The sequence below is a fragment of the Mucilaginibacter glaciei genome, assembly GCF_014773245.1.
GTDB lineage: Bacteria > Bacteroidota > Bacteroidia > Sphingobacteriales > Sphingobacteriaceae > Mucilaginibacter > Mucilaginibacter glaciei.
Map to the genome: position 1 here is coordinate 434,524 of NZ_JACWMX010000004.1, position 25,963 is coordinate 460,486.

The 25,963-nt window shown below is 44.5% G+C and carries 26 protein-coding genes; 14 read left to right on the plus strand and 12 right to left on the minus strand.

Annotated features, from left to right (window positions below; all coding sequences use genetic code 11):
• Positions 1 to 6 precede the first annotated feature (6 nt).
• The 8 genes from IDJ76_RS11930 to IDJ76_RS11965 all read left to right on the plus strand — a co-directional run bounded on the left by IDJ76_RS11930 (position 7) and on the right by IDJ76_RS11965 (position 7,761).
• Positions 7 to 1,473 (plus strand): complex I subunit 4 family protein, encoded by a 1,467-nt coding sequence (locus IDJ76_RS11930; RefSeq protein WP_191163544.1) that lies wholly within the window; start codon positions 7 to 9, stop codon positions 1,471 to 1,473.
• Positions 1,474 to 1,490: 17 nt separating this feature from the next.
• On the plus strand, positions 1,491 to 2,870 hold the full coding sequence (locus IDJ76_RS11935) for an NADH-quinone oxidoreductase subunit N (protein ID WP_191163545.1): 1,380 nt from the start codon (positions 1,491 to 1,493) through the stop codon (positions 2,868 to 2,870).
• 58 nt (positions 2,871 to 2,928) lie between these two features.
• Complete coding sequence (locus IDJ76_RS11940; protein ID WP_191163546.1) at positions 2,929 to 3,582, plus strand: DedA family protein; 654 nt, start codon at positions 2,929 to 2,931, stop codon at positions 3,580 to 3,582.
• 8 nt (positions 3,583 to 3,590) lie between these two features.
• Entirely contained in the window at positions 3,591 to 4,136 is a 546-nt protein-coding gene (locus tag IDJ76_RS11945) for an inorganic diphosphatase (RefSeq protein ID WP_191163547.1), read from the plus strand.
• A 7-nt stretch (positions 4,137 to 4,143) separates the two neighbouring features.
• Positions 4,144 to 5,484, plus strand: a complete 1,341-nt coding sequence (locus IDJ76_RS11950; RefSeq protein WP_191163548.1) for a hemolysin family protein — start codon at positions 4,144 to 4,146, stop codon at positions 5,482 to 5,484.
• Positions 5,485 to 5,826: 342 nt separating this feature from the next.
• Complete coding sequence (locus IDJ76_RS11955; RefSeq protein WP_191163549.1) at positions 5,827 to 6,534, plus strand: 16S rRNA (uracil(1498)-N(3))-methyltransferase; 708 nt, start codon at positions 5,827 to 5,829, stop codon at positions 6,532 to 6,534.
• Positions 6,535 to 7,197, plus strand: coding sequence for a DUF4159 domain-containing protein (locus IDJ76_RS11960; protein WP_191163550.1), 663 nt, complete (start codon positions 6,535 to 6,537; stop codon positions 7,195 to 7,197).
• 66 nt (positions 7,198 to 7,263) lie between these two features.
• Positions 7,264 to 7,761 carry an acetyl-CoA carboxylase biotin carboxyl carrier protein subunit gene (locus tag IDJ76_RS11965; protein WP_191163551.1) on the plus strand — a complete coding sequence of 166 codons (498 nt, stop codon included), beginning with the start codon at positions 7,264 to 7,266 and terminating at the stop codon, positions 7,759 to 7,761.
• 22 nt (positions 7,762 to 7,783) lie between these two features.
• Here the strand turns inward: IDJ76_RS11965 and IDJ76_RS11970 are convergent, their stop codons facing one another.
• The 4 genes from IDJ76_RS11970 to IDJ76_RS11985 form a co-directional block, all read right to left on the minus strand.
• Entirely contained in the window at positions 7,784 to 8,326 is a 543-nt protein-coding gene (locus IDJ76_RS11970) for an NUDIX hydrolase (RefSeq protein WP_191163552.1), read from the minus strand.
• An 86-nt stretch (positions 8,327 to 8,412) separates the two neighbouring features.
• Positions 8,413 to 9,258 carry a TPM domain-containing protein gene (locus tag IDJ76_RS11975; protein WP_224746293.1) on the minus strand — a complete coding sequence of 282 codons (846 nt, stop codon included), beginning with the start codon at positions 9,256 to 9,258 and terminating at the stop codon, positions 8,413 to 8,415.
• Positions 9,230 to 9,664, minus strand: coding sequence for a TPM domain-containing protein (locus tag IDJ76_RS11980; protein WP_191163553.1), 435 nt, complete (start codon positions 9,662 to 9,664; stop codon positions 9,230 to 9,232). Before IDJ76_RS11980 ends, IDJ76_RS11975 begins: the two co-directional genes overlap by 29 nt.
• A 104-nt stretch (positions 9,665 to 9,768) precedes the next feature.
• Positions 9,769 to 10,347, minus strand: coding sequence for a LemA family protein (locus tag IDJ76_RS11985; RefSeq protein ID WP_191163554.1), 579 nt, complete (start codon positions 10,345 to 10,347; stop codon positions 9,769 to 9,771).
• A 198-nt stretch (positions 10,348 to 10,545) separates the two neighbouring features.
• Here IDJ76_RS11985 and IDJ76_RS11990 point away from each other — a divergent pair, with 198 nt between their 5' ends.
• Positions 10,546 to 12,837 (plus strand): GH92 family glycosyl hydrolase, encoded by a 2,292-nt coding sequence (locus IDJ76_RS11990; RefSeq protein WP_191163555.1) that lies wholly within the window; start codon positions 10,546 to 10,548, stop codon positions 12,835 to 12,837.
• Between the two features lie 694 nt (positions 12,838 to 13,531).
• Here IDJ76_RS11990 and IDJ76_RS11995 read toward each other — a convergent pair.
• Positions 13,532 to 14,101 carry an RNA polymerase sigma factor gene (locus tag IDJ76_RS11995; RefSeq protein WP_191163556.1) on the minus strand — a complete coding sequence of 190 codons (570 nt, stop codon included), beginning with the start codon at positions 14,099 to 14,101 and terminating at the stop codon, positions 13,532 to 13,534.
• A gap of 208 nt (positions 14,102 to 14,309) precedes the next feature.
• Between IDJ76_RS11995 and IDJ76_RS12000 the strand changes: the two genes are divergently transcribed.
• A complete protein-coding gene (locus IDJ76_RS12000) occupies positions 14,310 to 15,863 on the plus strand; it encodes an NAD(P)/FAD-dependent oxidoreductase (protein WP_191163557.1) in 1,554 nt (517 codons plus the stop codon).
• Positions 15,864 to 16,036: 173 nt separating this feature from the next.
• Here IDJ76_RS12000 and IDJ76_RS12005 read toward each other — a convergent pair whose 3' ends face one another.
• The 3 genes from IDJ76_RS12005 to IDJ76_RS12015 all read right to left on the minus strand — a co-directional run bounded on the left by IDJ76_RS12005 (position 16,037) and on the right by IDJ76_RS12015 (position 17,375).
• A complete protein-coding gene (locus IDJ76_RS12005; protein WP_191163558.1) occupies positions 16,037 to 16,252 on the minus strand; it encodes a hypothetical protein in 216 nt (71 codons plus the stop codon).
• A 136-nt stretch (positions 16,253 to 16,388) separates the two neighbouring features.
• Positions 16,389 to 16,787 carry a hypothetical protein gene (locus IDJ76_RS12010; protein ID WP_191163559.1) on the minus strand — a complete coding sequence of 133 codons (399 nt, stop codon included), beginning with the start codon at positions 16,785 to 16,787 and terminating at the stop codon, positions 16,389 to 16,391.
• Positions 16,788 to 16,802: 15 nt separating this feature from the next.
• A complete protein-coding gene (locus IDJ76_RS12015; RefSeq protein ID WP_224746294.1) occupies positions 16,803 to 17,375 on the minus strand; it encodes an RNA polymerase sigma factor in 573 nt (190 codons plus the stop codon).
• A 331-nt stretch (positions 17,376 to 17,706) separates the two neighbouring features.
• Here IDJ76_RS12015 and IDJ76_RS12020 point away from each other — a divergent pair, with 331 nt between their 5' ends.
• The gene (locus IDJ76_RS12020) at positions 17,707 to 18,072 is read left to right on the plus strand and encodes a CoA-binding protein (RefSeq protein WP_191163560.1); all 366 of its coding nucleotides are present in this window, start codon (positions 17,707 to 17,709) and stop codon (positions 18,070 to 18,072) included.
• Between the two features lie 230 nt (positions 18,073 to 18,302).
• On the opposite strand, the gene IDJ76_RS12025 is transcribed toward IDJ76_RS12020, so the two are convergent.
• Together IDJ76_RS12025 and IDJ76_RS12030 are read right to left on the minus strand one after the other, a co-directional pair.
• Entirely contained in the window at positions 18,303 to 18,968 is a 666-nt protein-coding gene (locus IDJ76_RS12025; RefSeq protein WP_191163561.1) for an HNH endonuclease family protein, read from the minus strand.
• A complete protein-coding gene (locus tag IDJ76_RS12030) occupies positions 18,965 to 20,287 on the minus strand; it encodes an AAA family ATPase (protein ID WP_191163562.1) in 1,323 nt (440 codons plus the stop codon). The genes IDJ76_RS12025 and IDJ76_RS12030 overlap by 4 nt, the downstream gene beginning before the upstream one ends.
• A gap of 299 nt (positions 20,288 to 20,586) precedes the next feature.
• On the opposite strand from IDJ76_RS12030, the gene IDJ76_RS20805 reads away from it, so the two are divergent.
• From IDJ76_RS20805 to IDJ76_RS12040, 3 genes are read left to right on the plus strand one after another with little or no spacing between them, the layout of a single operon-like run.
• On the plus strand, positions 20,587 to 21,075 hold the full coding sequence (locus IDJ76_RS20805) for a BRO family protein (RefSeq protein ID WP_317173965.1): 489 nt from the start codon (positions 20,587 to 20,589) through the stop codon (positions 21,073 to 21,075).
• A gap of 47 nt (positions 21,076 to 21,122) precedes the next feature.
• Positions 21,123 to 21,416: a hypothetical protein gene (locus IDJ76_RS20810; protein ID WP_224746295.1), complete on the plus strand. Its 294-nt coding sequence runs from the start codon at positions 21,123 to 21,125 to the stop codon at positions 21,414 to 21,416.
• Position 21,417: 1 nt separating this feature from the next.
• Positions 21,418 to 22,248, plus strand: a complete 831-nt coding sequence (locus IDJ76_RS12040; protein ID WP_191163563.1) for an N-acetylmuramoyl-L-alanine amidase — start codon at positions 21,418 to 21,420, stop codon at positions 22,246 to 22,248.
• A gap of 395 nt (positions 22,249 to 22,643) precedes the next feature.
• On the opposite strand, the gene IDJ76_RS12045 is transcribed toward IDJ76_RS12040, so the two are convergent.
• Both IDJ76_RS12045 and IDJ76_RS12050 read right to left on the minus strand, forming a co-directional pair.
• Positions 22,644 to 24,305: a glutamine--tRNA ligase/YqeY domain fusion protein gene (locus IDJ76_RS12045; protein ID WP_191163564.1), complete on the minus strand. Its 1,662-nt coding sequence runs from the start codon at positions 24,303 to 24,305 to the stop codon at positions 22,644 to 22,646.
• A 535-nt stretch (positions 24,306 to 24,840) separates the two neighbouring features.
• Entirely contained in the window at positions 24,841 to 25,839 is a 999-nt protein-coding gene (locus IDJ76_RS12050; protein ID WP_191163565.1) for a Hint domain-containing protein, read from the minus strand.
• Between the last annotated feature and the right edge of the window lie 124 nt (positions 25,840 to 25,963).

Consider the following 25,963-nt stretch of genomic DNA (forward strand, 5'->3'; position numbering starts at 1 on the left):
CATAAAATGACGGTTAGTATTTTACTTTTTTTACCGATTATAGCAGCCCTTGTGGTGTTGTTATTCAAAAACGAAGTGGCAAAGCATGTCGCCTTGTTTTTTGCCGTAGTTGAACTGGCTATTGCTTTATTTTTCTTATCGGGTTTTGTGGCAGATGCATCTACCCAGTACAGTATCGATGTGCCCTGGATCCCAACGGTAGGGGTTTATTTTAGCGCCGGTATAGATGGTATAAGTATGCTGATGGTTTTATTGACCACGGTGCTGGTGCCGCTCATTATACTCACCACTTACAAGCACGAGTACAAAAACGCCCCTGCATTTTATGCTTTAATCTTATTTATGCAGGCCGGTTTATTAACCGTATTTACTGCATTAGATGGTTTCTTATTTTACGTAGGCTGGGAAGCCGCTTTGATCCCTATTTATTTTATCTGCACTCTATGGGGCGGTGAAAACCGCATCCGTATCAATATTAAGTTTTTCATCTACACCTTTGCCGGGTCGTTGTTTATGCTGTTAGGGATCATTTTCCTTTACCTGCAAACGCCGGGTAAGGTTTATGATATCCACGCATTCTATAATTTAAGCCTTGATGCTGCGCATCAAAACTGGGTGTTCTGGGCGTTTTTCATTGCATTTGCTATCAAAATGCCATTGTTTCCGTTCCATACCTGGCAGCCCGATACTTATACGGAAGCACCATCTGCCGGTACCATGATGTTATCTGGTATTATGTTAAAGATGGGTATCTACGGCGTTATCCGCTGGTTGATCCCTAATGCGCCGGTTGGCTTTTTGCAATGGCAAAACCTGGTAATGATCTTGTCGGTTATCGGTATTGTATACGCGTCACTTATCGCATTTAACCAAAAAGACGGAAAGCGTTTGGTAGCTTATTCATCAATTGCCCACGTTGGGTTAATCGCAGCCGGTATCTTCGCCTGGACAACGCAGGGCGTACAGGGAGCTATGATCCAGATGCTGAGCCATGGTATCAACGTAGTGGGGATGTTCTTTATCTGGGACATCATCAGTCGTCGTTTAAACACCCGCGATATTAGTCAGATGGGTGGTATCGCTAAGGTGGCACCTAACTTTTCTATCGCGTTTTTGATCATCGTACTGGGCACTGTCGCTTTACCGTTAACCAACGGCTTTGTGGGCGAATTCCTGTTGTTGAAAGGTGTATTCCATTATAATATTTGGTTTGCCGCTGTTGCTGGTTTAACCATCATATTCGGTGCGGTATATATGCTGCGGATGTACAAGAATGTAATGCAGGGCGAAACCAATGCCGTAACAGTTGCTTTTGCTGATATAGACGGTTCAGAAAAATTGGTTCTGGGTATCATTTGCGTGCTTATTATTGCTATTGGTGTTTACCCGCAACCTTTACTGCATATCTCTGAGGCGGCAGTGACCAATTTAGTGCAAACAGTAAGCGCGAAGTTTATAAATTCAAAATTCTAAAATACAGATATAAGCAAATGACTACTTTAATTATCATATCTGTTTTACCCATAGTGCTTTTGTACCTGGGTTTATATAAAATGCAAAAGGCACTTTTACCTGTAACCATTTTAGGTTTACTTGCTGCGCTTGTTGCTGCCGTGATGCAATGGGGCGATAATGCCGAGCCTATTTACAACGGTATGCTTTTATTTAATAACTTCTCTATCGCATTTTCTGTTGTTAGCATCGTATCAACCATATTGATCTTACTGTTATCTAAAGGGTATTTTGAGAAGATAAGCAGTCACATTGCCGAGTATTATGCGATCATTTTATTTGCATTGGCAGGTATCATCGTAATGGTTTCTTACCATAGCCTGGTAATGATGTTTATCGGGATAGAGATCATGTCGGTAAGTTTATACATCCTTGCCGGAATCCGCAAAAATGATTTTGCATCAAACGAGGCAGCGTTAAAATATTTCCTGATGGGGGCATTCTCTACAGGCTTTTTACTGTTTGGTATTACCCTTATCTATGGTGCGTCAGGCTCATTTGACCTGGATCACATCCGTGATTATGTAGCCCTTCACCCAAGAGACATCGACCCGATTTTTTTCACGGGAATTTTGCTGATCATTGTGGGGATGTGCTTTAAAGTAGGTGCCGCCCCGTTCCACTTCTGGACACCCGATGTTTACGAAGGTGCGCCATCGTTGATCACGCTGTTCATGTCTACAGTGGTGAAGGTGGCAGGTTTCGCGGCATTTTTACGCCTGTTCTCGGCCAGCTTTATCCTGATGACTGATTTTTGGGCGCCGGTATTAATGGTTATCACTATCATCACATTGTTCATCGGTAACATTACTGCACTATATCAACAAAGCTTTAAACGGATGATGGCTTTTTCCAGCATCTCACACGCGGGTTATTTATTGTTCGCCATCGTGGCGATAGGCGCAGGATCGGCCAATGCTATTTTTGTTTATGCTACCGCCTATTCCATAGCTTCGATAGTTGCCTTTGGCGCCCTAATATTAGTTAGGCAACAAACCGGTAGCGATAACTTTGACGGTTTTAACGGCATGGCGAAGCGTAATCCCTTTTTGGCATTGGTATTGACCGTCGCCATGCTCTCATTGGCAGGTATACCCTTAACCGCAGGTTTCATTGGCAAGTTTTACATGTTTACGGGCGCGCTGTCGCAATATAAATTTTGGCTGGTGATTATCGCGGTAGTAAACGCGATCATCAGTATATTTTACTATTTCAGGGTCATTATCGCGATGTACTTCCGTAGTGCCGACCGTGCCGAAGTTGAGGTGCCGCCTTACTATAAATTTGTTTTGGGTTCGGCAGCTTTGGCAACTATCGTAATTGGCGTGTACCCCTCTATTATATCCGCTCTTATTTAATAATAAGGCCTTAACTGCAAATTGATATAATATTTGTAGTTTTACGGATATAGTTTTAATGGAAAATTTTTGGGAATACCTTCAAAATTTAACCGATGCGCAATCTATACTAAGTACGGGCGGATTTTATCTGTTACTTATTGTAGTGTTTGCTGAGACCGGCTTGTTTTTTGGTTTCTTTTTACCCGGCGACTATCTTTTGTTTTTGGCCGGAGTTTTAAGTGCCGCCGGTATGATAGATGCTCCCATCCACGTATTGGTCATATCACTAATAGTAGCGGGCGTTTTGGGCAACTATATGGGCTATTGGTTTGGTTACCGTACCGGGCCAATGTTGTTTACCCGGAACGATTCTTTTTTCTTTAAGAAGAAGTATGTGACCGTTGCCGAGGAGTTTTATTCCAAATACGGTGGCATGGCTTTGATTTTAGGTAGATTTTTCCCAATAGTTAGGACATTTGCCCCTATATTTGCAGGCGTTGTGCGGGTTGATCTTAAAAAGTTTACTATTTACAACGTAATTGGGAGTATAGCCTGGGTAAATACGTTAACACTGGCCGGTTATTTTTTAGGCCTGCAGTTCCCCCAGTTGAAACATAACCTGCAATACATTGTGTTAGGTTTAATAGTAATTACAACAATACCGCTTATTGCAGCTTTTATAAAAGGGAAATGCAAAAGCGTAAATAACGACAGAATAGAAAATATATAATTGAATAAATGAGTACACAACACCCCTGGCACCAGGTATCTCCGGGAGAGAATATGCCCGAAGTAGTAAACGCGATTATTGAGATCCCTAAGGGATCTAAGGCTAAATATGAAATTGACAAAGAGTCAGGTTTGTTAAAACTTGACCGTGTTTTATTTTCATCAGTAATGTATCCGGCTAACTATGGCTTTATCCCGCAAACTTATTGCGATGATAATGACCCTTTGGATATCTTGGTACTTTGTTCGATAGACGTTTTCCCAATGTCGATCATCGAAGCAAAGGTTGTAGGCGTAATGCACATGGTTGATAACGGTGAACAGGATGATAAGATCATCGCGGTTGCGAAGAACGATATGTCGGTAAATTATATTAACGACCTTGCCGAATTACCACCGCATGCCATGACCGAGATTGTGCGTTTCTTTAAAGATTACAAAAAGTTAGAGGACAAGAACGTAACCATTGAGCATTTGCTTGGTGTACGTTACGCTCACAAGGTAATTAACGAAAGTTTAGAGCTGTACAAGAAAACTTTCCCCGATAACAAATAAAAACTGAATGGACCCCGCGCATTACGAAATTAGTGTTTTCTACATATTCCTGACCATATTTTTGGTGCTATTAAACGGTTTCTTTGTGGCCGCAGAATTTGCAATGGTTAGGGTACGAGGCTCGCAAATAGAGTTAAGGGCAAAAGCCGGCAGCGGCGTAGCCAAGGTTGCAAGGGGCATTTTACATAATTTGGATGGTTACCTGGCTGCAACGCAGCTGGGTATTACCATTGCTTCACTTGCCCTGGGTGTGGTAGGCGAGGGTGTAGTTACCAATATTGTGTTGAGGGGCTTTCAGTCCGTTAATATTGAACTTTCTCCGGGGTTTATTACGGCCAGCCATATTCTCTCGTTCGTTGTTATTACGGTATTGCATATCGTTTTTGGCGAACTTGCTCCAAAGTCACTGGCCATCCAAAAATCGGCAGGTACAGTTATGGCGGTGTCTGTACCTTTACGGTTCTTCTTCATATTTTTTAAACCGGCCATTTGGTTGCTTAACGGCTTTGCCAATTTTATCCTGGGCTTATTTGGCATCAATACTTTAGAAGGCGGCGAGGCACATCACAGTTCAGAAGAATTGCAGTACCTTTTAGAACAGGGTAGGGAAACCGGCGCGCTCGATTCTAATGAACACGAACTAATCCAGAACGTGTTTGATTTTAATGAACGCGTGGTTAAAAACATTATGGTGCCGCGTACCAAAATATCGGGTATCGAACTGGAAACGACCAAAGAAGAATTATTAGAGATATTGATAACGGAAGGTTATTCGCGCATGCCGGTATATGAGCAGGTAATAGATAAGATTGTAGGTATTGTACACGCCAAAGATATACTGCCTTTACTTGCCCGAAACAGCGAGATCGTACTGAAAGATATTATCCGTAAACCTTATTTTATCCCGGAGACCAAAAAGATCAATGACCTGATGGCCGAGCTGCAGCAAAAACGTATCCAGATAGCTATCGTATCTGACGAGTTTGGCGGTACGGCGGGTATGGTTACGCTGGAAGATATTGTTGAGGAATTGGTAGGCGAGATCCAGGATGAGTTTGACGAGGAAAAGCCGATTGTCGAGAAAATAAACGAGCGTGAATTTGTGGTGAACGCCCTGGCGCCGATCTATGATGTGAACGAGCACCTACCACATGATTTGCCCGAGGATGGTGACTTTGATACCGTATCCGGCTGGTTAGGCCATATTTTTGGTAAAATCCCTGATGTAGGCGAGCAAAAGGAAAGCAACGGTTATAACATTACCGTGCTAAAAAAATCTGATCAGAACATTGAATCTGTAAAGCTGGAGTTGCTGATCAATGAAGAGGACGCGGTAGATTTACATTAAAATTAATAGAGACTATCGAAACAGCAACAACGTATCTCATGCCATTTTTTGATGGATTTTAGCAAGTTACATATTATAGTATATCGAGTTATTTGTTTGATAATTATCGCTTTTTTAGTTATCGGCGGTTTTGGTATGCTAAGTCAACATTTTGTTTTAAAAGCTTTTTTAGGGTTTATCGCCGCCATAGTTATAGCCGTTTTAGCAATAAGGAAACCGACAGCTATTTTTTGGATACTTGTTATTAGCGTATTATGTTTCAGTATGCTAATCGTTGGACTGACGAGTCATTGATAATTCTATAGAGGTGGTTTTGCAATCTGGTATAATAGAATAATCAAAATGCAGCTTTTTTACACGCCCGATATTAACCCATCGTTACCCCAATACTTTTTAAGCGAGGAGGAAAGCAAGCATGCGGTGCGCGTATTGCGTTTGGCTGTTGGCGACGCCGTTACACTGATTGACGGCAAGGGTGGCTTATACCAAGCTGAAATACAAGATGCTCACCCCAAACGCACCATCCTGCAAATCAAGTCTGTCACCACAGAATTTAATAAGCGCAATCACTACCTGCACATCGCGATAGCACCAACTAAAAATTTGGATAGGGTAGAGTGGTTTTTGGAGAAGGCCACCGAAATAGGGATCGATGAGATTTCGCTCATCATCTGCCAGCGCTCCGAACGGAAGGAGGCTAAGGTAGAACGGCTGGACAAGATCATTACCTCGGCTATTAAGCAATCTATCAAGGCCTATCACCCGGTTCTAAATGCCCCCGTTAATCTTGCACAGTTTTTAAAGCAACCGTTTGATGGGCAAAAATTCGTTGCCCATTGCGATGAAGGCGAAAAAGTAAGCCTGTCGCAATCTATCGAACTAAACGGGCGTTATTTAATATTGATAGGCCCCGAAGGTGATTTTACCCCTGCCGAAGTAGGCGCCGCTTTGCAAAACGGATATAAAGCCATAACTTTAGGTGAAAGCCGCTTGCGTACTGAAACGGCCGCATTAGAAGCTTGCTTCGAGGCCAACTTTTTAAACCGCTAAATGAAAACATCCTTTTTTGCTGCTGCTGCATTTGCCTTGCTGTTATGCGTCAGCAGCTTCACTGCGCCGGGTTATAAGATGGGCCGGCTGAAATACAACGGTGGCGGCGATTGGTACGGCGACCGCACCGCATTGACTAACCTGATCAAATTCTGTAACGTTAACCTGAAAACCAATTTCCAGCCCGATGAAGAGGTGGTTGAGGTGGGCAGCGAGGAACTATTTAATTATCCCTTTGTATTCATGACCGGGCACGGTAACGTGATATTTAGCGATGTGGAGGCCAAAAACCTGCGGAGGTATTTAACGGGCGGCGGCTTTTTGCACATCGACGATAATTACGGCTTTGATAAATTCATTCGCCCGCAAATGAAAAAGGTGTTCCCTGAGTTGGATTTTGTGGAGTTGCCGGTGGATTACGCTATCTATCATCAAAAATTTAACTTTCCTGCTGGTTTGCCAAAAATACACGAGCACGACGGCAAACGCCCGCAAGGCTTCGGGTTGATCTATAAAGGCCGAATGGTATGTTTTTATACCTATGAGTGTGATTTGGGCAACGGTTGGGAGGATTATGGCACCTACGCAGGCGATAGCCAGGACGCTCGTTTAAAAGCACTTAGAATGGGCGCAAATATGATCCAGTATATATTTACTAAATAGGTATTAGTTTTGTGATACAAACTTTTGTGAACTCATAAATTTGATAAATTCTGATCTGGAAATATTATGTATACAGTAAAGGTTAACAATAAGCACGATTTTGGAATTGACAGGCAGGCAAATGCTTTGCTGGTGAACAGCAACGTGGTTAACGCCGATATTGCGCAGTTAAACGACCTGCTTTACCATGTTATAAATGAAAATGGCTCTTACAACGCTGAGGTGGTAAGCTTTAATAGGGAAGAGAAAACAGCTGAAATAAAGGTAAATAACACCGTTTATAAGGTTACCGCCAAAGATCAGTTCGATTTGCTGTTGGAGAAGATGGGACTAAGCAACCTGATGGCCGCTAAAATCAGCGAAATAAAGGCACCTATGCCGGGCATGGTACTCAAAGTATTGGTAGAGGAAGGTGCCGAAGTTAAAAAAGGAGATAACCTGTTCATCTTAGAGGCCATGAAAATGGAAAATATCATCAAATCTCCGGCAGATGTAACTGTTAAAAACATCAAAATAAAACCGGGGGATAAAGTAGAGAAGGGTCAAGTGCTTATCATGTTTTGATGCTGCCTGATCCATGGTATACTTATTTCAACTCGCCGAGCTTCATTAAAGCATAAAATAACCCGGTGCAGTGCAGGGCCTGCGCAATTTTATTGTCGGCCAGTAATTGCTTTATTTCTGCTATTGTATATTCCTCAACCACCAGGCTTTCATTCTCGTCTAAACTTTGTTCCTGCACCTTTTTGCCTCCGGTAGCCAAAAAGCAAAAGGTTTTATTATTGGCGGTTGATGGGTTGGCATATACGGTGCTGATCAGTTCAATATGGCTGAATTCGTAACCTGTTTCTTCCAGTAACTCACGGCGCATGCCTGCTTCGGGCTCTTCGCCATCTTCAATTACGCCGCCGGGGATTTCTAATGAAACAATACCGGCTGCATGCCGATACTGGCGCACCATCAGCACTTTATTATCTGCGGTAATGGCAACCGCGTTGGCCCAATTTGGGTACTCTAAAACGTAATAGTCGTGCACTTTGCGGCCGTCGGGCATTTCGCATTTGTCGACACGCAGGGTTGCCCAAAGGCCTTTATGTAAATATTCTGATGAACAGGTTTTCCACTCCATGGATATAATATTAAGTAAGAATGCCTTTAATCAGATAATAATTAAAGGCATTCTGAGATTTATAAATTAAAATAGATTTTTTAATATTACCAGCTGCCGGAGCTACCCCCGCCGCCGGACGAACCACCGCCGAAACCTCCCCAGCCGCCGCCGCCGCTGCTACCGCCACCACCAGAGAAACCTCCCCAATCGCTACCACTGCTGCGGCCGCCACCGCCAAGCAAGTTGCCTGCAAGTAACCACCAGAACGGGTTGGCACCACCACGGCTGCCAATGATCTGTTTGCCGCCGCCACCTCCGCCGCGGTTGCGGAAGATAATGATCAAAACCACCACCACGATAATTACGATAAACCCAATCGGGCTGCCATCTTTTTTACCGCCGCGATCGGTAGCCTTTTTGCCCGACGATTTGTACTCGCCCTTGGTGTATTTAATGATATCGTCTGTAGCCGCATCTAAACCGCCATAATAATCATTCTCCCTAAAGCGGGGCTTCATATCATTCTGGATGATCTGTTGCGTTACGATATCCGGCAGGGCGCCTTCCAAACCATAACCGGTTTGTACAGACATTTTACGGTCGGCTAAGGCTACCAGCACCAGCACACCGTTATTCTTATCCTTTTGACCAATTCCCCATTTACGGATCAGCCCGTTACCATACTCGATAATATCATAGTCACCAACCGACTGAATGATAACAACCGCTATCTGGTTGGAGGTAGTATCTTCAAAAGCCTTGATCTTTGCGTCCAGCTTTTGTTTATCGGCGTCAGATAAGGTATTGGTAAAATCGGCAACCGGGCTATTGGCAGGCCTTTCGGGATATTGTTGCGCAAATACCCCGGCAAAGCATAGCAGGAAACCAAGGCATAATATGAGTTTTTTCAGCATCGTAGTTTTATTGGCCATCCATGAAGGCAATATCATCGGGCAATTCGTTCTTGTCGTCCAGTAAATGCGGGAAATATTGTTTTAACTGTTCGCCCGCCTGCTGCACACCAGTAACAATACCATCAACCAAGTTACCTACCTTTAGGTGGTTCAGCATATTTTCTTTGGTAATATCCCAAAAATCGGCTGGCACCACTTTATTGATCCCGGCATCACCAATTATGGCAAACTTACGGTCGACCGTAGCTACGTAGATCAACACGCCATTACGCAGTTTGGTTTTATGCATTTCTAACTGGGTAAAGTATTTGGCCGCGCGGTCAAGCACTTCGTCGCTGCAGGTTTTTTCAATACAAACCCGCACCTCGCCCGATGTATTCTTTTCGGCATCGGCCACCGCCTTTTGTATGCGTTGCTGCTCTTCGTCGTTAAATACTGCCATGTGTTTAATTAGTGATGGAGTGAATTGGTGGGTTAGTGATTGTTAAAAGAATTAGTGAAAAGCGATTCAGAAATCACTCATTCACTAACTCATTAATTCACTAATTAAAAGGCAACTTTGGGTGCCTTGTCAGAACCTGCTTCCGATTGGAAATAGCCTTTTTCGCTAAAGCCGAACATCTTAGCCGTAATATTAGCCGGGAACGAACGGATCTTGCTGTTATAATCCTGTACGGCAATGTTAAAGTCGCGGCGGGCAACAGAGATACGGTTTTCAGTACCTTCTAATTGCACCTGCAAGCCACGAAAAGCATCATTAGCCCTTAGGGTAGGATAATTTTCTGATGCTACCAACAAGCGGCCTAAGGCTGTGCTTAACTGGCCCTGTGCTTCCTGGTATTTCTGGATAGTTTCCGGTGTTAATTTAGTTGGGTCAACCTGGATAGAGGTTGCTTTGGCGCGGGCTTCGGTAACTTCTGTTAATGTACCTTTTTCAAAATTTGCCTCGCCTTTAACAGTCGATACCAGGTTAGGGATCAAATCGCTGCGGCGCTGGTATTGCGTTTGCACTTCGCCCCATTTACCTTTTACGTTTTCATCGCCCTTTACCATGCTGTTATAGCTGCATGAGCTTAGTGACATTGCTGCCACTACTACCAATATTGCCGAAAATAATTTTTTCATAGTTGTATTTTATTTTTTTAGTGTGATGTGATTTACAATTTAGATACAAAACGCATACCGATGTTACAAACTGTAACAATTGCGCCATAATGGCAACATTTAACCACGTAAATGTAATTAAATACCGACAACCATGTATATGATTTTATATTTGCTTCTGTTAACCTCTTTTACCGCCTCTATACTATCGTCCTATAAATGAAAAAACTATTAGCAATAGCTTTGACCTGTACCGGCTTATACGCCACCGCTCAGCAAGCCCCGCATGAAAATTTAGTGCAATATGTTAAACCCATCATCGGCACACAACGGATGGGCCATACATACCCCGGCGCAACAGTCCCGTTTGGGATGGTGCAGTTAAGCCCCGAAACCGATACCGCAAGTTACGAACTTAACGGAAAATATAACCCGAAGGTTTATGAGTATTGCGCGGGTTACCAGTACGAGGATAAAACCATCGTAGGCTTTAGCCACACCCATTTTAGCGGGACAGGCCACTCCGATCTGGGCGATTTCCTGATCATGCCAACCGTTGGCACTTTAAAACTAAACCCCGGCACGGCAGATAAACCGGGAAGCGGCTATCGCTCAGCGTTTTCGCACGCTAATGAGGTAAGCCAGGCTAATTACTATAAAGTTAAGCTGGACGAGAGCAACATCACCGCCGAAATGACCACCAGCACACGTGTTGGTTTCCATCAGTATACTTTTCCAAAGTCGGATCAGTCACACATTATTTTAGACCTGATGGCAGGGATCTACAACTACCCCGACAAAACGGTTTGGACCTATGTAAAGGTGCTGAACGATAGCACCCTGGTAGGTTACCGCCAAACCAATGGCTGGGCGCGCACCCGTAACCTGTACTTTGCCATGGCTTTTAACAAGAAGTTTTTACACCACGGCTTTAAGAAATATAATAAACGCCAAACATACGGCGGTTTTTGGGGCAAGTTTAACCAGTCGAAAGATTTCCCGGAGATAGCGGGCAAGCAGATTCGTGCTTACTTTGATTTTAAGACTGAAGAGGGCGAAAAGATCAAGATCAAATTTGCACTATCGGGTGTGAGTATGGATGGCGCAATGGCCAATATGCAAGCAGAAGTACCCGGTTGGGATTTTGAGAAAGTAAAGAAAAACGGCCAGCAACAGTGGGAGTCTGAATTAGACAAGATCACCGTAACCGGCAGCACCGAGCGCAAGCAGGATTTTTATACTGCCATGTATCACACCATGATCAACCCCACCATTTATATGGATGTTGACGGGCAGTACAAAGGGCTGGATCAAAACGTGCATAAAGCCGAAGGCTTTACCAACTACACTACCTTCTCGTTATGGGATACTTACCGTGCTTTACATCCGTTGTTTAACATTATTCAGCCGCAGCGTAATGCCGACATGATCAAATCTATGCTGGTACACTTTGACCAAAGCCCGGAAAAGATGCTGCCGGTATGGAGCAACTCGGCTAACGAGAACTGGTGTATGAGCGGTTACCACAGCGTATCTGTTTTAGCCGATGCCGTGGTGAAAGGCAATGCGCCTTTTGACGCCAACAAAGCGCTGATGGCTGCCGTAACTACTGCCCGCACCCGCAGCTACGAGGGTATCGGCGAGTATATCGATAAAGGGTATGTGCCGGACGAAAAGACCGGTGTATCGGTATCTAATACGTTAGAGTACGCTTATGATGATTGGGCGATAGCGCAGATGGCCAAGAAATTGGGGAATACGGAGATCTACAATGAATTCATCAAGCGCAGCGAAAATTATAAGAATGTGTACGATCCTAAGGCTGGGTTTATGCGCCCTAAAAAAGCTGACGGTACCTTCCGCGCCAAGTTTGATCCGTTGAGCACCATTAACGAAGGGTTTATTGAAGGTAATTCCTGGAACTATACCCTATTTGCCCCGCAGGACCCGGAAGGGTTGATTAAGCTGATGGGCGGCAATAAGCGCTTTGTAGGTTATCTGGATTCATTATTTACCATGAACCTGCCGGATAAATACTTTGCCGAAACAGAAGATATTACCCGCGATGGCATCATCGGTAACTATGTGCATGGTAACGAGCCATCGCACCACGTAGCGTACCTGTACAACTGGACAGACAAACCCTGGAAAACGCAGGAGCGCATCCGGATGATCCTCCCGCGCATGTACAAACCAACACCCGATGGTTTGGGCGGTAATGACGATACAGGGCAGATGAGTGCCTGGTACATTTTTAGCTCGTTAGGGTTTTATCCGATGGCACCCGGCTCGCCCGAGTATGCGATTGGCAGCCCTGCCGTTAATAGCGCGGTAGTGCAGGTAGGCAATAGCAAAACGTTTAACATCACCGTTAAAAATCAAAGCGAAAAAAATGTTTACGTGCAAAAAATAACCCTTAACGGTAAACCGCTAACCGGCCTATCCATTAACCACGACCAGATCATGGCCGGCGGCGATATGGTGTTTTATATGAGTAATAAGCACCGGTAGTTATTAGTTATTAGAGAATAGAGAGTGGTTTAAAGTTAATACTGGCGCACGCCTGTGGCGTGTGACGTTAAAGGATTAATTAAGCAATTGTAATAATGCACACGCGGTACGCGTATGCCAGCAGTAGAAAAAAATGAAGATAAAAAATAGCTTTTTGACTACAATGCTTATTACAAGTATGCTTTACTTTTTTGCGTACCTGTTTATCAATGACCTGTTTTTGTATTTAATTGGTGGAGCATTAGGTATTGTTGTAAAACTATTTAGTACGTACACAAATCTTTCACTGTTGTTATTTTTATGGTTTGTTTTACTTGGAGTTGCGACTTTAGTTTATCACAGGTTTAGTAATCGGTTTACGAAATATTTGTCACTTTTCCTGATTGCTATTCTACTCTATATTGTTGACTTTATCCTTTATGAGATAATTGACTTTTCCATAGTTGACACAAAAACAATTGTTCTAAATATTACAGCTATGATCCTAATTAAAGGTTTGGTTTTATCCTTGATAATATACCTGAATAGGCCCATGATGCAGACCTGAAAAGTGTAACGTTAAAAGTTCAAATGTCGTGCCTTCCCTGGTCTAAGTTTAGCGTAGCGTAACTTAAAGCTAAAACTTTAAAAGCTTTTAGCTTTAGTATTAAGCCCTGCCGCAAGTGTCCTCACTTGTGGCCCACATGCAGGGGGCTTATCCCGCCAAGCAATGCCTTTCCCTTACAGCCAAACTATTCAGTTTTTCTTTTAATAATGTCCTTGCGCGGAAAAGCGTAGTGCGGGATAACAGTTCGGTCATGCCTAATTTACTGCCTATTTCCTGGTGCGAGTAACCCTCGATAGCGTATAGATTAAATACCGAGCGGTAAATATTAGGCAATGCCTGCACCAGGCGCAACAGATCCTTTGCTTCCAAACCATTATTGTTGTAGCTGCTGATCGTCGGGATGTTTTGTTCGGCAAAGTCGTCAACCAGCACCATGGTTTTAGCCTTGCGGTAACGGGAGATAGCGCTATGTACCATTATCCTGCGAATCCATCCCTCCAGGCTACCCTCACCACGGAAGTTGTGCATATTCTTGAACATCTTGATAAAACCTTCCTGCAAAATATCCTGCGCTTCATCCTTATCCTTGGCATAACGCATGCACACCGCCAACATTTTGGGCGCTAATAACTGGTATAATAGCTCCTGTTGTTTCCGGTCGTTTTGCAGGCAACCTTCCCAAAGGGTGTTTAAGCGGGTATCGGTATTCGGTGTCATGGTGGCGTTCATTTGACCTACACATGCCAAACTGCTGCCATTTTTATAAGTGTCTTATAATCAGTTAAACGAAATTTATCAGTCCGTTTGGGTGTTCATTTACGAACAGTCACCGTACGGTAGTGCAACGATGCTAACCGGCACCTGTTATTTTCTTACCGATTCCTTATCTTTGCAACATCCGGGATAAAAACCCGGCATCAACAACATGACAAAAGACATAGAAATTGTGTGCCCGCCCGGGCAGCAGGAAGATGAAGCGGTGTTAATTACCTTAGCTTCTGCCGCAGCTAACATTCCAAAGCAAAAAATCAACGGGATAAAAATCCTGAAACGTTCTATAGATGCCCGAGGCCGCAAAGTGTTGTACCGCATGCAGGTACGTGTTTTTGTAGATGAACCGGTACAGACAGAAATTTATACGCCCCAATACCAAAGCGTAAAAGATGCCAAACGGGTGCTTATCGTTGGTGCAGGCCCGGCAGGGATCTTTGCCGCGCTGCAATGCATTGAACAAGGTTTAAAACCCGTGATACTGGAGCGAGGCAAGGATGTAAAACAACGCCGCCGCGACCTGGCTAATATTAACAAACAAGGCCTGGTGAACCCCGAAAGTAACTATTGCTTTGGCGAGGGTGGGGCAGGGACTTACTCCGACGGTAAATTATATACCCGCTCAACCAAGCGCGGCTACGTGAACGGCGTGTTGCAAACCTTTGTGGCCCACGGCGCTACCGAAGATATTTTAGTAGATGCCCGTCCGCATATTGGTACTAACAAGCTCCCGCAAATTATTACCGCCATGCGCGAAAGCATTTTGAATGCCGGCGGTGAGGTTTTGTTCGACACTAAAGTTACTGCCTTGCTGGTTGAGTTCGGCAAACTTAAGGGTGTACAATTAGCCAACGGCGAAAAGCTAATGGCCGATGCAGTGATCTTAGCTACCGGCCACTCGGCGCACGAGGTCTTCAGGATGCTACATCACCAGGGGATTTTGATAGAAGCCAAACCCTTTGCCTTGGGCGTACGGATAGAGCACCCGCAGGAAATTATTGACCGCGCCCAATACCATTGCGAATACCGCGGCCCCGACCTGCCGCCAAGTTATTATAATCTGGTGGAGCAGGTAGACGACCGCGGCGTATTCTCGTTTTGTATGTGCCCCGGTGGTATCATCGCCCCCTGCGCTACCGCGCAGGATGAGATCGTGGTAAACGGCTGGAGCCCGTCTAAACGGAATAACCCTTTCGCCAACTCGGGTACGGTGGTGCAGATCAATATGGAAGATGTGAAGGGAGATCTGAACGACCCTTTTAGGATGCTGAACTTTCAGCAGCAGGCCGAGCACCTTGCTTTTAAGGCAGGTGGCGGTAACCTCGTTGCCCCGGCCCAGCGCATGGTTGATTTTGCGGAAGGACGGGTATCTATGGATCTGCCCGAAAACTCGTATCTGCCCGGTTGTAAAAGTGTAGACCTGAAGGAAGTATTACCCGACTGGATCCATAATCGCTTACGAAAGGCTTTGCCCGCCTTTGGCCGAAAGATGAAAGGTTATTATACTAACGAAGCGATATTGGTGGGTGTAGAGTCGCGCACGTCGTCGCCCATTAAAGTGCCCCGGGATAGGGATACCTTTCAGCACCCGCAGGTTGCCGGACTGTTCCCCTGCGGCGAAGGCGCCGGTTATGCAGGGGGGATCATCTCCGCAGCTATCGATGGGGTGAATTGTGCAGATGGGGCGAAACGATATCTTGACCGCTGATTTTAATGATTAAAGGATTGCGTTGATTATGAATCAGCGGGATCAACGTAATCAATCAAATCAACGGTTCAGAAGATTGCGTTAAGGATAGCAGCGGATACCTGCCCGGAGCGTAAGGCCTGCAGGCGTATGAGCGGATAGCCCGGCCACAGGCAACGCCCAATAGTCAGCTCTTAATAAGCCAATTCCTCGCAGGTAAAACCTGCAATGGCCAGCATGTGGTTAATGGTTTGCGGTTCGATACCGGAGCTTACTACCCGTAAGATCTTGTCGCAATCCTCCAGGTCGAAGTTGTATTTTTTGATATCCGATAATCCCGACAACAGGTAATTTACCCGGCTGGCTTCCTGCACATTGGCCACACTTGTTTTAAATATCAGCACATCCATAAGTATTGGGTTTTAGGGTGATCTCTTTTTAAAATGTCATTTCGAACGAGCGATAGCGAGGAGAAATCTTCTATGGTCGGTAAAGTCTGCTTACCGCTTGCAGAAGATTTCTCTCTATCGGTCAAATTGACAATGGTTATCCTTCTCTCGTTTCTTTCTCTGCAACCGGGGCATCCTTCCAGGCATCGCGCCAGTTATCGCGGCCACGGCGGCCCCAGCCGCAACGGTCTTGCAATTGCTCTTTAAACTTTGCCCTATCCTCGGGCGACATGTCCCTGAATTTTTCTTCCATCATTTGCTTGCGGCGCATCCAGGGCGCACCACCACCGCGGCCACCCTTGCCGCCAAACCCAAACAGGATCTTGCTGAGGATGAAGATGCCCATGGCCTGCCAAAAGGTAATTGTACCCACGTGCAGGATGTCGGGCAGCAGATTGTTCCATAATTGCATGACTACAAAACTTACCAGGGCCAGTATGGCGGCTACCCCAAAAGGGATGAAGAAAAACCGCTTTTCGTAAAATATCTTTTTCATTTTCTTTAATTATTTTTAATATTCTGTAATTTCTTTATAAAGTTGTTTCAGCCGTTTGCGCAGGTGCAATACTGCGTATCGCTTGCGCGATGTCAGCGTGTTTACGTTCTCGCCGGTGAGCTGGGAGATCTCCTCGAAAGATTTGTCCTCCAGTTCCTGCCATATAAAAACCTGTCGCTGGGTTTCGGGCAGTTCATCTAACGCTACAAAAAGCTGTTCCCAAAACAGGTTGCGCAGGTATTCGGTCTCGGGCGTAGTGGCCTCCGTCATCAGGATGGCGGTGAAGTCCGGCGCATCATCGTCATCCTCATCGGTGGGCAGTATATCGTCCAGCAGGGTCTCGGTATGTTTTTTATGTTTATCGAGGATGCGGTTTCGCGCCACTTTGTACAGCCAGGAGCTTGTTTGCTCAACCGGGCCCGCGTTCAGCACGTTACTGAACTGGTACCAAACATCCTGCAGAATGTCTTCGGCGTCGGCATCATTTTTTACACGCTTGCGAATAAACCCCAACAGGCTTTTACCATACGCCGCAATGGTTTGTATGATGTGGCTGTTTTTATCCTGGGGCATTGTTACGGTTGTCAACTTTATAAGTGTTTAAAGGTAAGACGACCGCCGTTGGAAAACATTTTAAATTATTTTTATTTTTTGAGGATGGGTGCAGGGTGTGTGGTGCGTGGAGCGTGGGGAAGGAGGAGTGGGATTTCAGGAGCGGGGATTCGGTATTGGGGTATTTAGGACAGATGCGGGAAGCCAGGTACGGGTACAACGCAGATAAAACACTTATTTCCAAAATCTCCGCTCCCCGCACCTTTCTACTCTCCGCACAACATCTCCGCACAACATCTCCGCTCCCCACACCTCACTCCCCGCACCAATAAGAAAACCAAATCCCTACCTTGCATGTTGTATAACCATGGCCGATAAAAAAACACTGATACTGGGCGCCACGCCCGACCCAAGCCGTTACGCTTACCTTGCCGCCACCCGTTTAACCGGCCGCGGACACAGCATTGTGAACGTGGGGATTAAAGCCGGCGAGGTGGCCGGTGTACCCATAGAAAAGCCCGAAACCATCCACACGGATATTGATACCATCACCCTATATGTAGGGCCGATGAACCAGCCGCCCCTGTACGATTACATCCTGAATACCAAACCCAAGCGTATCATTTTTAACCCCGGTACCGAAAACGAGGAGTTGCGCCAAATGGCCCGCAAAGCCGGTATAGAAACCGACTACGCCTGTACGCTGGTTTTGTTAAGTATTGGGCAGTACTAATTTGTTTGTGCATGTTCCGGTGTGCTGTTCCGCTTGAAACGGAACGCTGCGGAACGGTTGGCCGCAAAACGGAACACTCTGCGGAACGCTTACCGGAACACCGGGTTTTACCTATAAAAACGCATTTTTATTGGTTTAAAATGATAGAAATATAGACTTTCTGATAAGAACCCAATTTTTTAAATCGCGTAGCAATAGTAGGTGTGGTTTTAAAAATAAAGGTAGAGATGTTAGATTACAAATGTGTTGATAATCATTTTCGCAAATGCTGAATATTCACTCTTATCCAACGCTGCTTCATCCAAATATGCTTTAGCGCGTGCATCAGTATGGTAATATGAAGCTAATGCTACCAACCTTTTTACCGCAATATTTCTATCTTTCACTAATGTTGGTTTGTTTAAACCAAATATCTTCTCGGATGTTTCTCCTCTAACATTTTTCGGATTTACCAACGCTATATCTGTCAAGACATCGAATTCAAATTCAAAGAAATCCGCCGGGTTTTCAGTGCAAGGGTTTATAAGAAGCCCTCCGTCTGCTAATAACGGCCATTCATCTCCTTTTTGTCCAGCACCATTACATTTTGCGCAAGCAAGCAAAAGGTTTTCCCAAACTACTGCTTCCAGAGGGAACTTGCCTTTTGGCTTAAAGTGTTCGATATCGCCATAATCAACATTGATTATGTAGGATTCACAATAAGCGCATTTTCCATGAAACATCAATACTAATGCGTCTTTAATCTTATTATGCTGATATTTATTTATCGCTTTATCTAATTCGAGTTTAACAGTCGGTGTACGGGGTTTTAGTAATGCACCATTAATAGCGGCAACCCATACAGCTTCTTTTTTACTTAATATTGGTGGTTTAGCCGCCCTATTTACGTGTATCATTTTAGTTTCTCACTCAAAAATTTTTCAATTTTCAAATCAAGTGAATTTTCCGATGGCAATTCTGCATAAGCTTCTTTTACAAATGGAATCGTTGCTTGCAGTTCGATTTTTTCAACGTCATTAAGTTTTTTTTTCTTTTTAAGTGAGTAATATTTATCGATATTTTTTTGAGTTTCAGGCGAAAAGGTCGATACTAATCCGAAAGCCTCGCTTTGTAAAATCTTGTCGACACTCCAAGCGTGAATGTTTTTAATCAGTTCAACTTCAATATTATTATTTTTTCGGAAGAAACGATATGTAATCGCATCTTCCCCCGCTCCAGCGACAATTAAAGGACTGTGAGTTGCCATTATAAATTGAATTTTCGGGAAAGTTGCTCGAAGCCATCCAGCAATAGTTCGCTGCCAAGTTGGATGCAAGTGTATATCTAATTCATCAATAAGTACAATTCCAACTTCATGCAAAGGATTGTCGCTTTCAGGGAATGCTTCAATTAACCTCCAAATTAAATCGCCCGCCAATGCCAAAATGCTACGGAATCCATCCGATAGCGCAACAGTTGATACTTTAGAGCCTTGAACTTTGAACCAGATTTTTCCATTTTCATCTATTGAGTCAAACTCATTGCCTTCTGGCAATAGGCTATTTATTGCTTTTATCCCCCATTCTTTTTGCCTAATAGCTATTTTATCATCTTTCGATTTTGAAATTCTATAATCAAGGTAAACCATCCAAGTCTCAAAAGCTTCTAAAGCTCTATCTTCTCTAAATTGAGTAAAAAAGTTTGTGTATCGCAATGGCGTTTGCAGTGCTGGAACAAGTATCCTATTTTCTCTTGTAAGTCTTCTAAATGCGCCATAGCCAGCTCCGAACCAACCTTTCCCTTTGGGTAACAGTGCGTTTTCCCGCAGCCATGGAAGGATTCTATTGTTAGTATCTTCAGCAATCACCGGTTCTGTAAATACTTTATTATTAATTGTTAATTTTTGGTTCCCTGTGACGTAAAAGGTATAACTAAATTGTTTTCTTTCTTTTCGAGCTCCGAATTGTGCGGGGTCATTTTCGCTTTGATGAATTTTTATCGATATTTTTCCAGGGATACTTTCTGTCTTAAGCCATCCTTCAGGTCGTGTTAATAACTGTTTCGCTCCTTCTGGTCCTGCTATTAATAACGCAAGCGCTTGAAGTACCGTGCTTTTTCCAGTGCCATTTTCCCCTAATAATGTTATCCAAGGGAAACACTCTTTTGTAGTTCCAAGACGAATATATTGTTTATCAAAGCACTTTATATTGTCTAATGTAATTTCTTCTACCCACATAGGCTAATGATTAAAGCTATTTATTCGGTGAATTTAGTTAATAAAGACTACAACAAAAACAATCTTTCTTTTATTGAACATTTCAAGAGTCTTCTAAATAGTGAGAATAACCTATTAAACTATTGAAAGAAGAACAATTGTCATTTTATCGCCTTACATTGTCCCCAAACCCTTCTTCCCATTTCCATTTCCTCAACATATTCTTGGTTTTGTATTAGCCGCTGTTTATCGTCAACACTTTTCCACAGAGGCAGTTTAAGCTTTCAATAATCCCTATATTGCTGAATTAAACATTTGAAGTGAAAAAAGAAACAATTTTAGAGTTGTTCGAAAAGTTTGAACAGGCGCAGTACAGCTATGAGGGGTTAGAATATTGGAGTGCAAGGGATTTACAGATTATCTTGGGTTATTCTCGATGGGAAAACTTTTTCAACGCAATTGAAAGAGCAAAAAAAGCTTGTGAAATAGCCGGTTCTATGGCATCAGATCATTTTCGTGATGCCACGAAAATGATCTCGATAGCAAAAGGTGCTCAAAGGGAAGTCGAAGATATAGCCTTGACAAGATACGCCTGTTATCTAATTGCTCAGAATGGTGACCCGTCTAAGCCGCCTATTGCATTTGCACAAACTTACTTTGCAGTACAAACCCGCAAGCAAGAAATAATTGAACAACGTTTAATAGATGTTGAGCGTGTATCCGCCCGCGAAAAGTTAACCAAGTCTGAAAAGAAGTTGTCCGGCATTTTATATGAGCGGGCGTTGATGGTGCGGGGTTTGCACTCATAAGGTCTAAGGGCGACCAGGCGTTATTTGGTGGCTTTAGCACTAACGACATGAAGAAAAAACTGGGTGTGCCAGGTGCCAAGCCTTTAGCAGATTTTTTGCCTACTTTGACAATTAAAGCTAAAGATTTCGCGAATGAACTGACCAGTCATAACGTTATTGAAAAAGATTTGAATACGAACAACTCGATTTCGAAAGAGCATGTTGATAATAACAAAGCTGTAAGGGATATACTTATTCAAAGAGGTGTTAGGCCCGAAGCATTACCTGCATCTGAAGATGTTAAGAAAATAGAAAGAAGATTAGATAGTGATGAAAAAAAGGCTTCAAAAGGATCAATATAATATGAAAATTCGCTACCTCCTGTTCCCCCTGCTTTGTGCAGCTGTGTTTGCTTCCTGTGCTAAAAAGATCGTCGACCCGCATGCGGCTACCAAGGTGGTGTATGCCAACCAAACCGATAGCCTGGTAGCGGTGATCAAACAAGAGACGCCCGCTACCCTTACCGATAGCCTGGGCAAGGCCATTGCCAGCGAGTTTGTGGGCACGGTTAACTTTAATTTACGCAAGCCCAACTACGTCATCATTCACTATACCGCGCAGGATTCTTTAGCGCAAACCATCCGTACTTTTACGCTGGTGCGTACCCAGGTAAGTGCCCATTATGTGGTAGGTAAGGATGGCCGGATAGTACACATGCTGAACGACTACCTGCGGGCTTACCATGCAGGCATCAGCAAATGGGGGAGCGTTACCGATATGAACAGCGGCTCTATCGGTATCGAAATTGACAACAACGGCCGCGAGCCTTTTAATGATAAGCAGATGAATAGCGTACTGCTGCTGCTGGCCCAGCTCAAAAGGGCTTACAATATCCCTACGGCAAACTTTATTGGCCATGGCGATATTGCACCGCCCCGCAAGCCGGACCCGGGTAAGTTGTTCCCATGGATGCTGCTGGCCCAAAAAGGCTTCGGTTACTGGCCCGACGTGGTACAGCTGCCTGCTCCCGAAGGCTTCGACAGCACCACCGCCCTGCGACTGATCGGATATGATACCCGCGACCTGCCATCGGCCATCAGTGCATTTAAACGCCACTTTGTACAAACAGATGATACGCCGGTATTAACTCCCTGCGATCTGGATGTGTTGTATAATGTGTACAGGAAGTATTAGTCCCTCAGCTTCCTGAAGGGGGAGTAAGAGCAGTAAGCCTTTAAAGGGTTTGTGGTCTATTGAACGGTAGTTCGCTCATTGCTTTTACTTTTTGAGGCACCAAAAAATAACAAAAAATGCTTTCAGCAGAGAGGCTTCTTTGCCGCACCAGCCTTGCCCTGCAAAACGGGCAGAACCACGGGTACGTAATCTTGCCCCGCGCTTCGCCACACAGTCGACCATGTTCTGCCCATTTTCGGCCGAAGCTTATCTGCTGATTTTAACAAAGCATTAATCGGCGACTTGTCGGCTGAGATTGCCGCGCTATCGATCGCAATGACCTATTTTTGTAAACAAAAAAGGCGAAAAGTTTTAGAACCTTTCGCCTTTCAGCTTTAACCTTTCAGCCTTCGCTTTTAACCTTTCTTCACCCACCCATCCTTCAGCGTAACCGTGCGGTTAAATACCAGTTTGTTGGCGGTTGCATCTTTATCCAGCGTAAAGTAGCCTTTGCGCATAAACTGCACAGGTGTGCCTGCTTTAGCGTTGGCCAAATCGGGTTCTATATAAGCAGTCGGCAATACGTGCAGGCTGTTGGGGTTAATGTATTCCTTAAAGTCGCCGTCCTCGTTGCCTGGGTCTTCTACCTGGAACAGGCGGTCGTACAAACGCACTTCGGCAGTTTTGGCATGGGCCACACTCACCCAGTGGATGGTACCTTTTACATTGATACCGCTGGTATCGTTACCGCTTTTTGATTCGGGGATGTATGAGCAATGGATCTCGGTGATATTGCCTTCGGCATCTTTAGTAAAGCTTTCGCCTTTAATAATGTAGGCATTCTTTAACCTCACCATTAAGCCAACACCCAGGCGGAAATATTTTTTTGTTGGCTCTTCCATAAAGTCGTCGCGCTCTATCCAAAGCTCATTGCTAAACGGAAACTCACGGCTGCCGTCGCCGCCTTCAACCTCGGGGTTATTCTCCCCGTGGAAGATGTCTTCCTGACCAGCAGGGTAGTTATCGATGATCAGCTTAACCGGGTCAAGCACAGCCATGCGGCGCCAGGCGGTTTTGTTCAAATCCTCGCGGATGCAAAACTCCAGCAAGCCCACATCAATCATATTTTCGCGCTTGGCTACACCAATACGTTCGCAAAACTCGCGGATGCTGGCAGGCGTGTAACCACGGCGGCGCAGGCCGCTAATGGTAGGCATGCGCGGGTCGTCCCAGCCATCAACATGGCCTTCCTCTACCAGTTGCAGCAGCTTGCGCTTGCTCATTACGGTGTAGTTAAGGTTTAGCCTGGCAAACTCATATTGCTTACTCGGGAACAGGTTTAAACGCTCTATAAACCAATCATACAAGGGGCGATGTGGAATGAACTCCACCGTACAGATCGAGTGGGTGATCTGCTCTATCGCATCGCTTTGGCCATGGGCAAAATCATACATCGGGTAAATGCACCAGGCATCGCCGGTACGGTGATGGTGGGCATGCTTAATGCGGTACATTAGCGGGTCGCGCAGCTGCATGTTGGCCGCTTGCAAATCTACCTTAGCACGCAGTACTTTGGCACCATCAGGGTATTTACCGGCTTTCATATCAGCAAACAGCTTCAGGTTCTCTTCAACAGAGCGGCTGCGGTATTGGTTGGCTATGCCCGGTTCGGTAGGGGTGCCTTTTTGTACGGCAATTTCTTCGGCCGTGCTATCGTCTACATAAGCCAGGTCCTGCTTGATCAACTCGACAGCCAGGTCATATAACTGATCAAAATAATCAGATGCGTACAGTTCTTCGGCCCATTCAAAGCCCAACCATTTTACATCTTCCTTAATGCTGTCTACATACTCTACATCCTCTTTTACAGGGTTGGTATCGTCAAAGCGCAAGTTTGTTTTACCATTGTATTTTTGCGCCAGGCCAAAATTCAGGCATATCGATTTAGCATGCCCGATGTGCAGGTAACCATTCGGCTCGGGCGGGAAACGGGTTAAAACGCGGCCGCCATTCTTGCCGGCAGCAATATCCCCTTCAACAATTTCCTCTATAAAATTCAGTGATCTTTCTTCGCTCATGATGTTTGTAACAGGCTGCAAAAGTAAGGAAAATTGTCTTAACCGCTGATTTCAATGATTTAAGGATTACGCTGATCAAGCTCCGGCGAGATTAGCGCAGCGTATCCGGTGTGTAGATTAAAGTGAAATTCAAAACCTGGTGGTATTAGGTAATACAACTAAGTTTTTACTTTTTAATTTTAACTTTTGAATTATGAGCGTTGCCTGCGGCCGGGCTTTCCGCTCATACGCCTGCAGGCCTTATGCTCCGGGCCGGTATCCGCTACAATCCCTAACGCAATTTCTGAACCGCTGATTTGAATGATTTAAGAATTACGCTGATTAACAAAAGCGCAGACAGAACGATGAGCGAAAAATGCGGCATAGCGTAACGCACGGGTGGCAGTGAGATTGATAAAGCACTAACTTAAATAGGGCGGAACCAAGCCGCGACTTTTTTCTTTGGTTCGTTTCTTTTTTGAGAGAAAAAAGAAATGAACATCCACAGGCTAAACCTAAAGCACATTCATTCCTAACGTAGCACAAACTAAAAAGACTACTTCTGCATCACCATTACCCCGTTCATTACAAACGTGCTGCCTTGCTCGGCAACAATATTGTAAACGTTTTGTACGCCGCCCGCATGCTCGTTCTTTTGCAAAACGGTATAAGTTTCGTATTGGCCGGTTTTGTCGTTCAGGCAAAGTACCTGCTCGCCTATGGCTACTTCGCCCATTTTGCGGTTACCTTGTTTGGTCAGCATGGGGTGGTTGGGGGTGGCCTGCAATACTTGGGTACGCAGGTTTACATTTATGGCGTTGGTTGATTTATTTTCTTTGGCAGCTATCAACACCAATTGAGTGATCGCATAGTTTTTAGCCGCGTGTACGGTCAGTTCCTTTACTTTGGTGGTGGTGGCTGTTTTGGTAGCCGGATCGATAGTGATCACTTCGTCGCCTGCCTTTACATCTTTTAAAAACTTTTTGCTCCCGTTGCTCATCGCCACCAATTCATCACCCGGGAAACAAATATCGTTACCATAAGTAGCCGATTCTTCCTTCATATCCTTACCCGCATTCAGCACTTTATATTGCTGGTAGCTCAGTTCTTTTGACAGTACATATGATAGCTTGAGGATGAAGTTTTTCTCCACCTTATTAATATCGTCAATATCCTGAAAGTACTGTTCCCATACTTTGCCCTCGGCAGTAAAATCGGGCACTAAGGCCTGGTATTTTTTACCGGTTTCGCTGGTGTAAAACACCATGGTGCCAATTTCCTGCAGGCCCTCTTTAGCGATGAGTTTATAAAGATCTATCCGTTTTTTCAGGTTATCGCTACCGGTAATAAAGTAGGGTTTACGGCCCTCGTAACGGTCGAGCACATAAGCATTATCGAATTTTACGTAAGTGTCCTTATCCGGGTCGGCAATTGTGTAGGTTTTCGCTTTTTTGTATTCGTCTAACGTGAGCGGCCTCGGGTTAGGGGCTTTTTGCTGCGCAAAGGCTGTAGATATTAATAAAGCGGCAGATAATGTAAGTAATAATTTACGCATTGTGTATTGGTATTCTTTAATTCTTATTATTTTAATAATGTCATGGTCAGCCTGTCGAACCATTAGTATTTCAAGCCCGCCGCGCGCCCTTCGACAAGCTCAGGGTGACTATTGGTGTCATATT

Excerpts from the sequence above, each read along its gene's own strand:
- IDJ76_RS11930 (WP_191163544.1), top strand. The coding sequence starts at position 7 with ATGACGGTTAGTATTTTACTTTTTTTACCGATTATAGCAGCCCTTGTG.
- IDJ76_RS11935 (WP_191163545.1), top strand. The coding sequence starts at position 1,491 with ATGACTACTTTAATTATCATATCTGTTTTACCCATAGTGCTTTTGTAC.
- IDJ76_RS11940 (WP_191163546.1), top strand. The coding sequence starts at position 2,929 with ATGGAAAATTTTTGGGAATACCTTCAAAATTTAACCGATGCGCAATCT.
- IDJ76_RS11945 (WP_191163547.1), top strand. The coding sequence starts at position 3,591 with ATGAGTACACAACACCCCTGGCACCAGGTATCTCCGGGAGAGAATATG.
- IDJ76_RS11950 (WP_191163548.1), top strand. The coding sequence starts at position 4,144 with ATGGACCCCGCGCATTACGAAATTAGTGTTTTCTACATATTCCTGACC.
- IDJ76_RS11955 (WP_191163549.1), top strand. The coding sequence starts at position 5,827 with ATGCAGCTTTTTTACACGCCCGATATTAACCCATCGTTACCCCAATAC.
- IDJ76_RS11960 (WP_191163550.1), top strand. The coding sequence starts at position 6,535 with ATGAAAACATCCTTTTTTGCTGCTGCTGCATTTGCCTTGCTGTTATGC.
- IDJ76_RS11965 (WP_191163551.1), top strand. The coding sequence starts at position 7,264 with ATGTATACAGTAAAGGTTAACAATAAGCACGATTTTGGAATTGACAGG.
- IDJ76_RS11970 (WP_191163552.1), bottom strand. The coding sequence starts at position 8,326 with ATGGAGTGGAAAACCTGTTCATCAGAATATTTACATAAAGGCCTTTGG.
- IDJ76_RS11975 (WP_224746293.1), bottom strand. The coding sequence starts at position 9,258 with ATGATATTGCCTTCATGGATGGCCAATAAAACTACGATGCTGAAAAAA.
- IDJ76_RS11980 (WP_191163553.1), bottom strand. The coding sequence starts at position 9,664 with ATGGCAGTATTTAACGACGAAGAGCAGCAACGCATACAAAAGGCGGTG.
- IDJ76_RS11985 (WP_191163554.1), bottom strand. The coding sequence starts at position 10,347 with ATGAAAAAATTATTTTCGGCAATATTGGTAGTAGTGGCAGCAATGTCA.
- IDJ76_RS11990 (WP_191163555.1), top strand. The coding sequence starts at position 10,546 with ATGAAAAAACTATTAGCAATAGCTTTGACCTGTACCGGCTTATACGCC.
- IDJ76_RS11995 (WP_191163556.1), bottom strand. The coding sequence starts at position 14,101 with ATGACACCGAATACCGATACCCGCTTAAACACCCTTTGGGAAGGTTGC.
- IDJ76_RS12000 (WP_191163557.1), top strand. The coding sequence starts at position 14,310 with ATGACAAAAGACATAGAAATTGTGTGCCCGCCCGGGCAGCAGGAAGAT.
- IDJ76_RS12005 (WP_191163558.1), bottom strand. The coding sequence starts at position 16,252 with ATGGATGTGCTGATATTTAAAACAAGTGTGGCCAATGTGCAGGAAGCC.
- IDJ76_RS12010 (WP_191163559.1), bottom strand. The coding sequence starts at position 16,787 with ATGAAAAAGATATTTTACGAAAAGCGGTTTTTCTTCATCCCTTTTGGG.
- IDJ76_RS12020 (WP_191163560.1), top strand. The coding sequence starts at position 17,707 with ATGGCCGATAAAAAAACACTGATACTGGGCGCCACGCCCGACCCAAGC.
- IDJ76_RS12025 (WP_191163561.1), bottom strand. The coding sequence starts at position 18,968 with ATGATACACGTAAATAGGGCGGCTAAACCACCAATATTAAGTAAAAAA.
- IDJ76_RS12030 (WP_191163562.1), bottom strand. The coding sequence starts at position 20,287 with ATGTGGGTAGAAGAAATTACATTAGACAATATAAAGTGCTTTGATAAA.
- IDJ76_RS20810 (WP_224746295.1), top strand. The coding sequence starts at position 21,123 with ATGAAGAAAAAACTGGGTGTGCCAGGTGCCAAGCCTTTAGCAGATTTT.
- IDJ76_RS12040 (WP_191163563.1), top strand. The coding sequence starts at position 21,418 with ATGAAAATTCGCTACCTCCTGTTCCCCCTGCTTTGTGCAGCTGTGTTT.
- IDJ76_RS12045 (WP_191163564.1), bottom strand. The coding sequence starts at position 24,305 with ATGAGCGAAGAAAGATCACTGAATTTTATAGAGGAAATTGTTGAAGGG.
- IDJ76_RS12050 (WP_191163565.1), bottom strand. The coding sequence starts at position 25,839 with ATGCGTAAATTATTACTTACATTATCTGCCGCTTTATTAATATCTACA.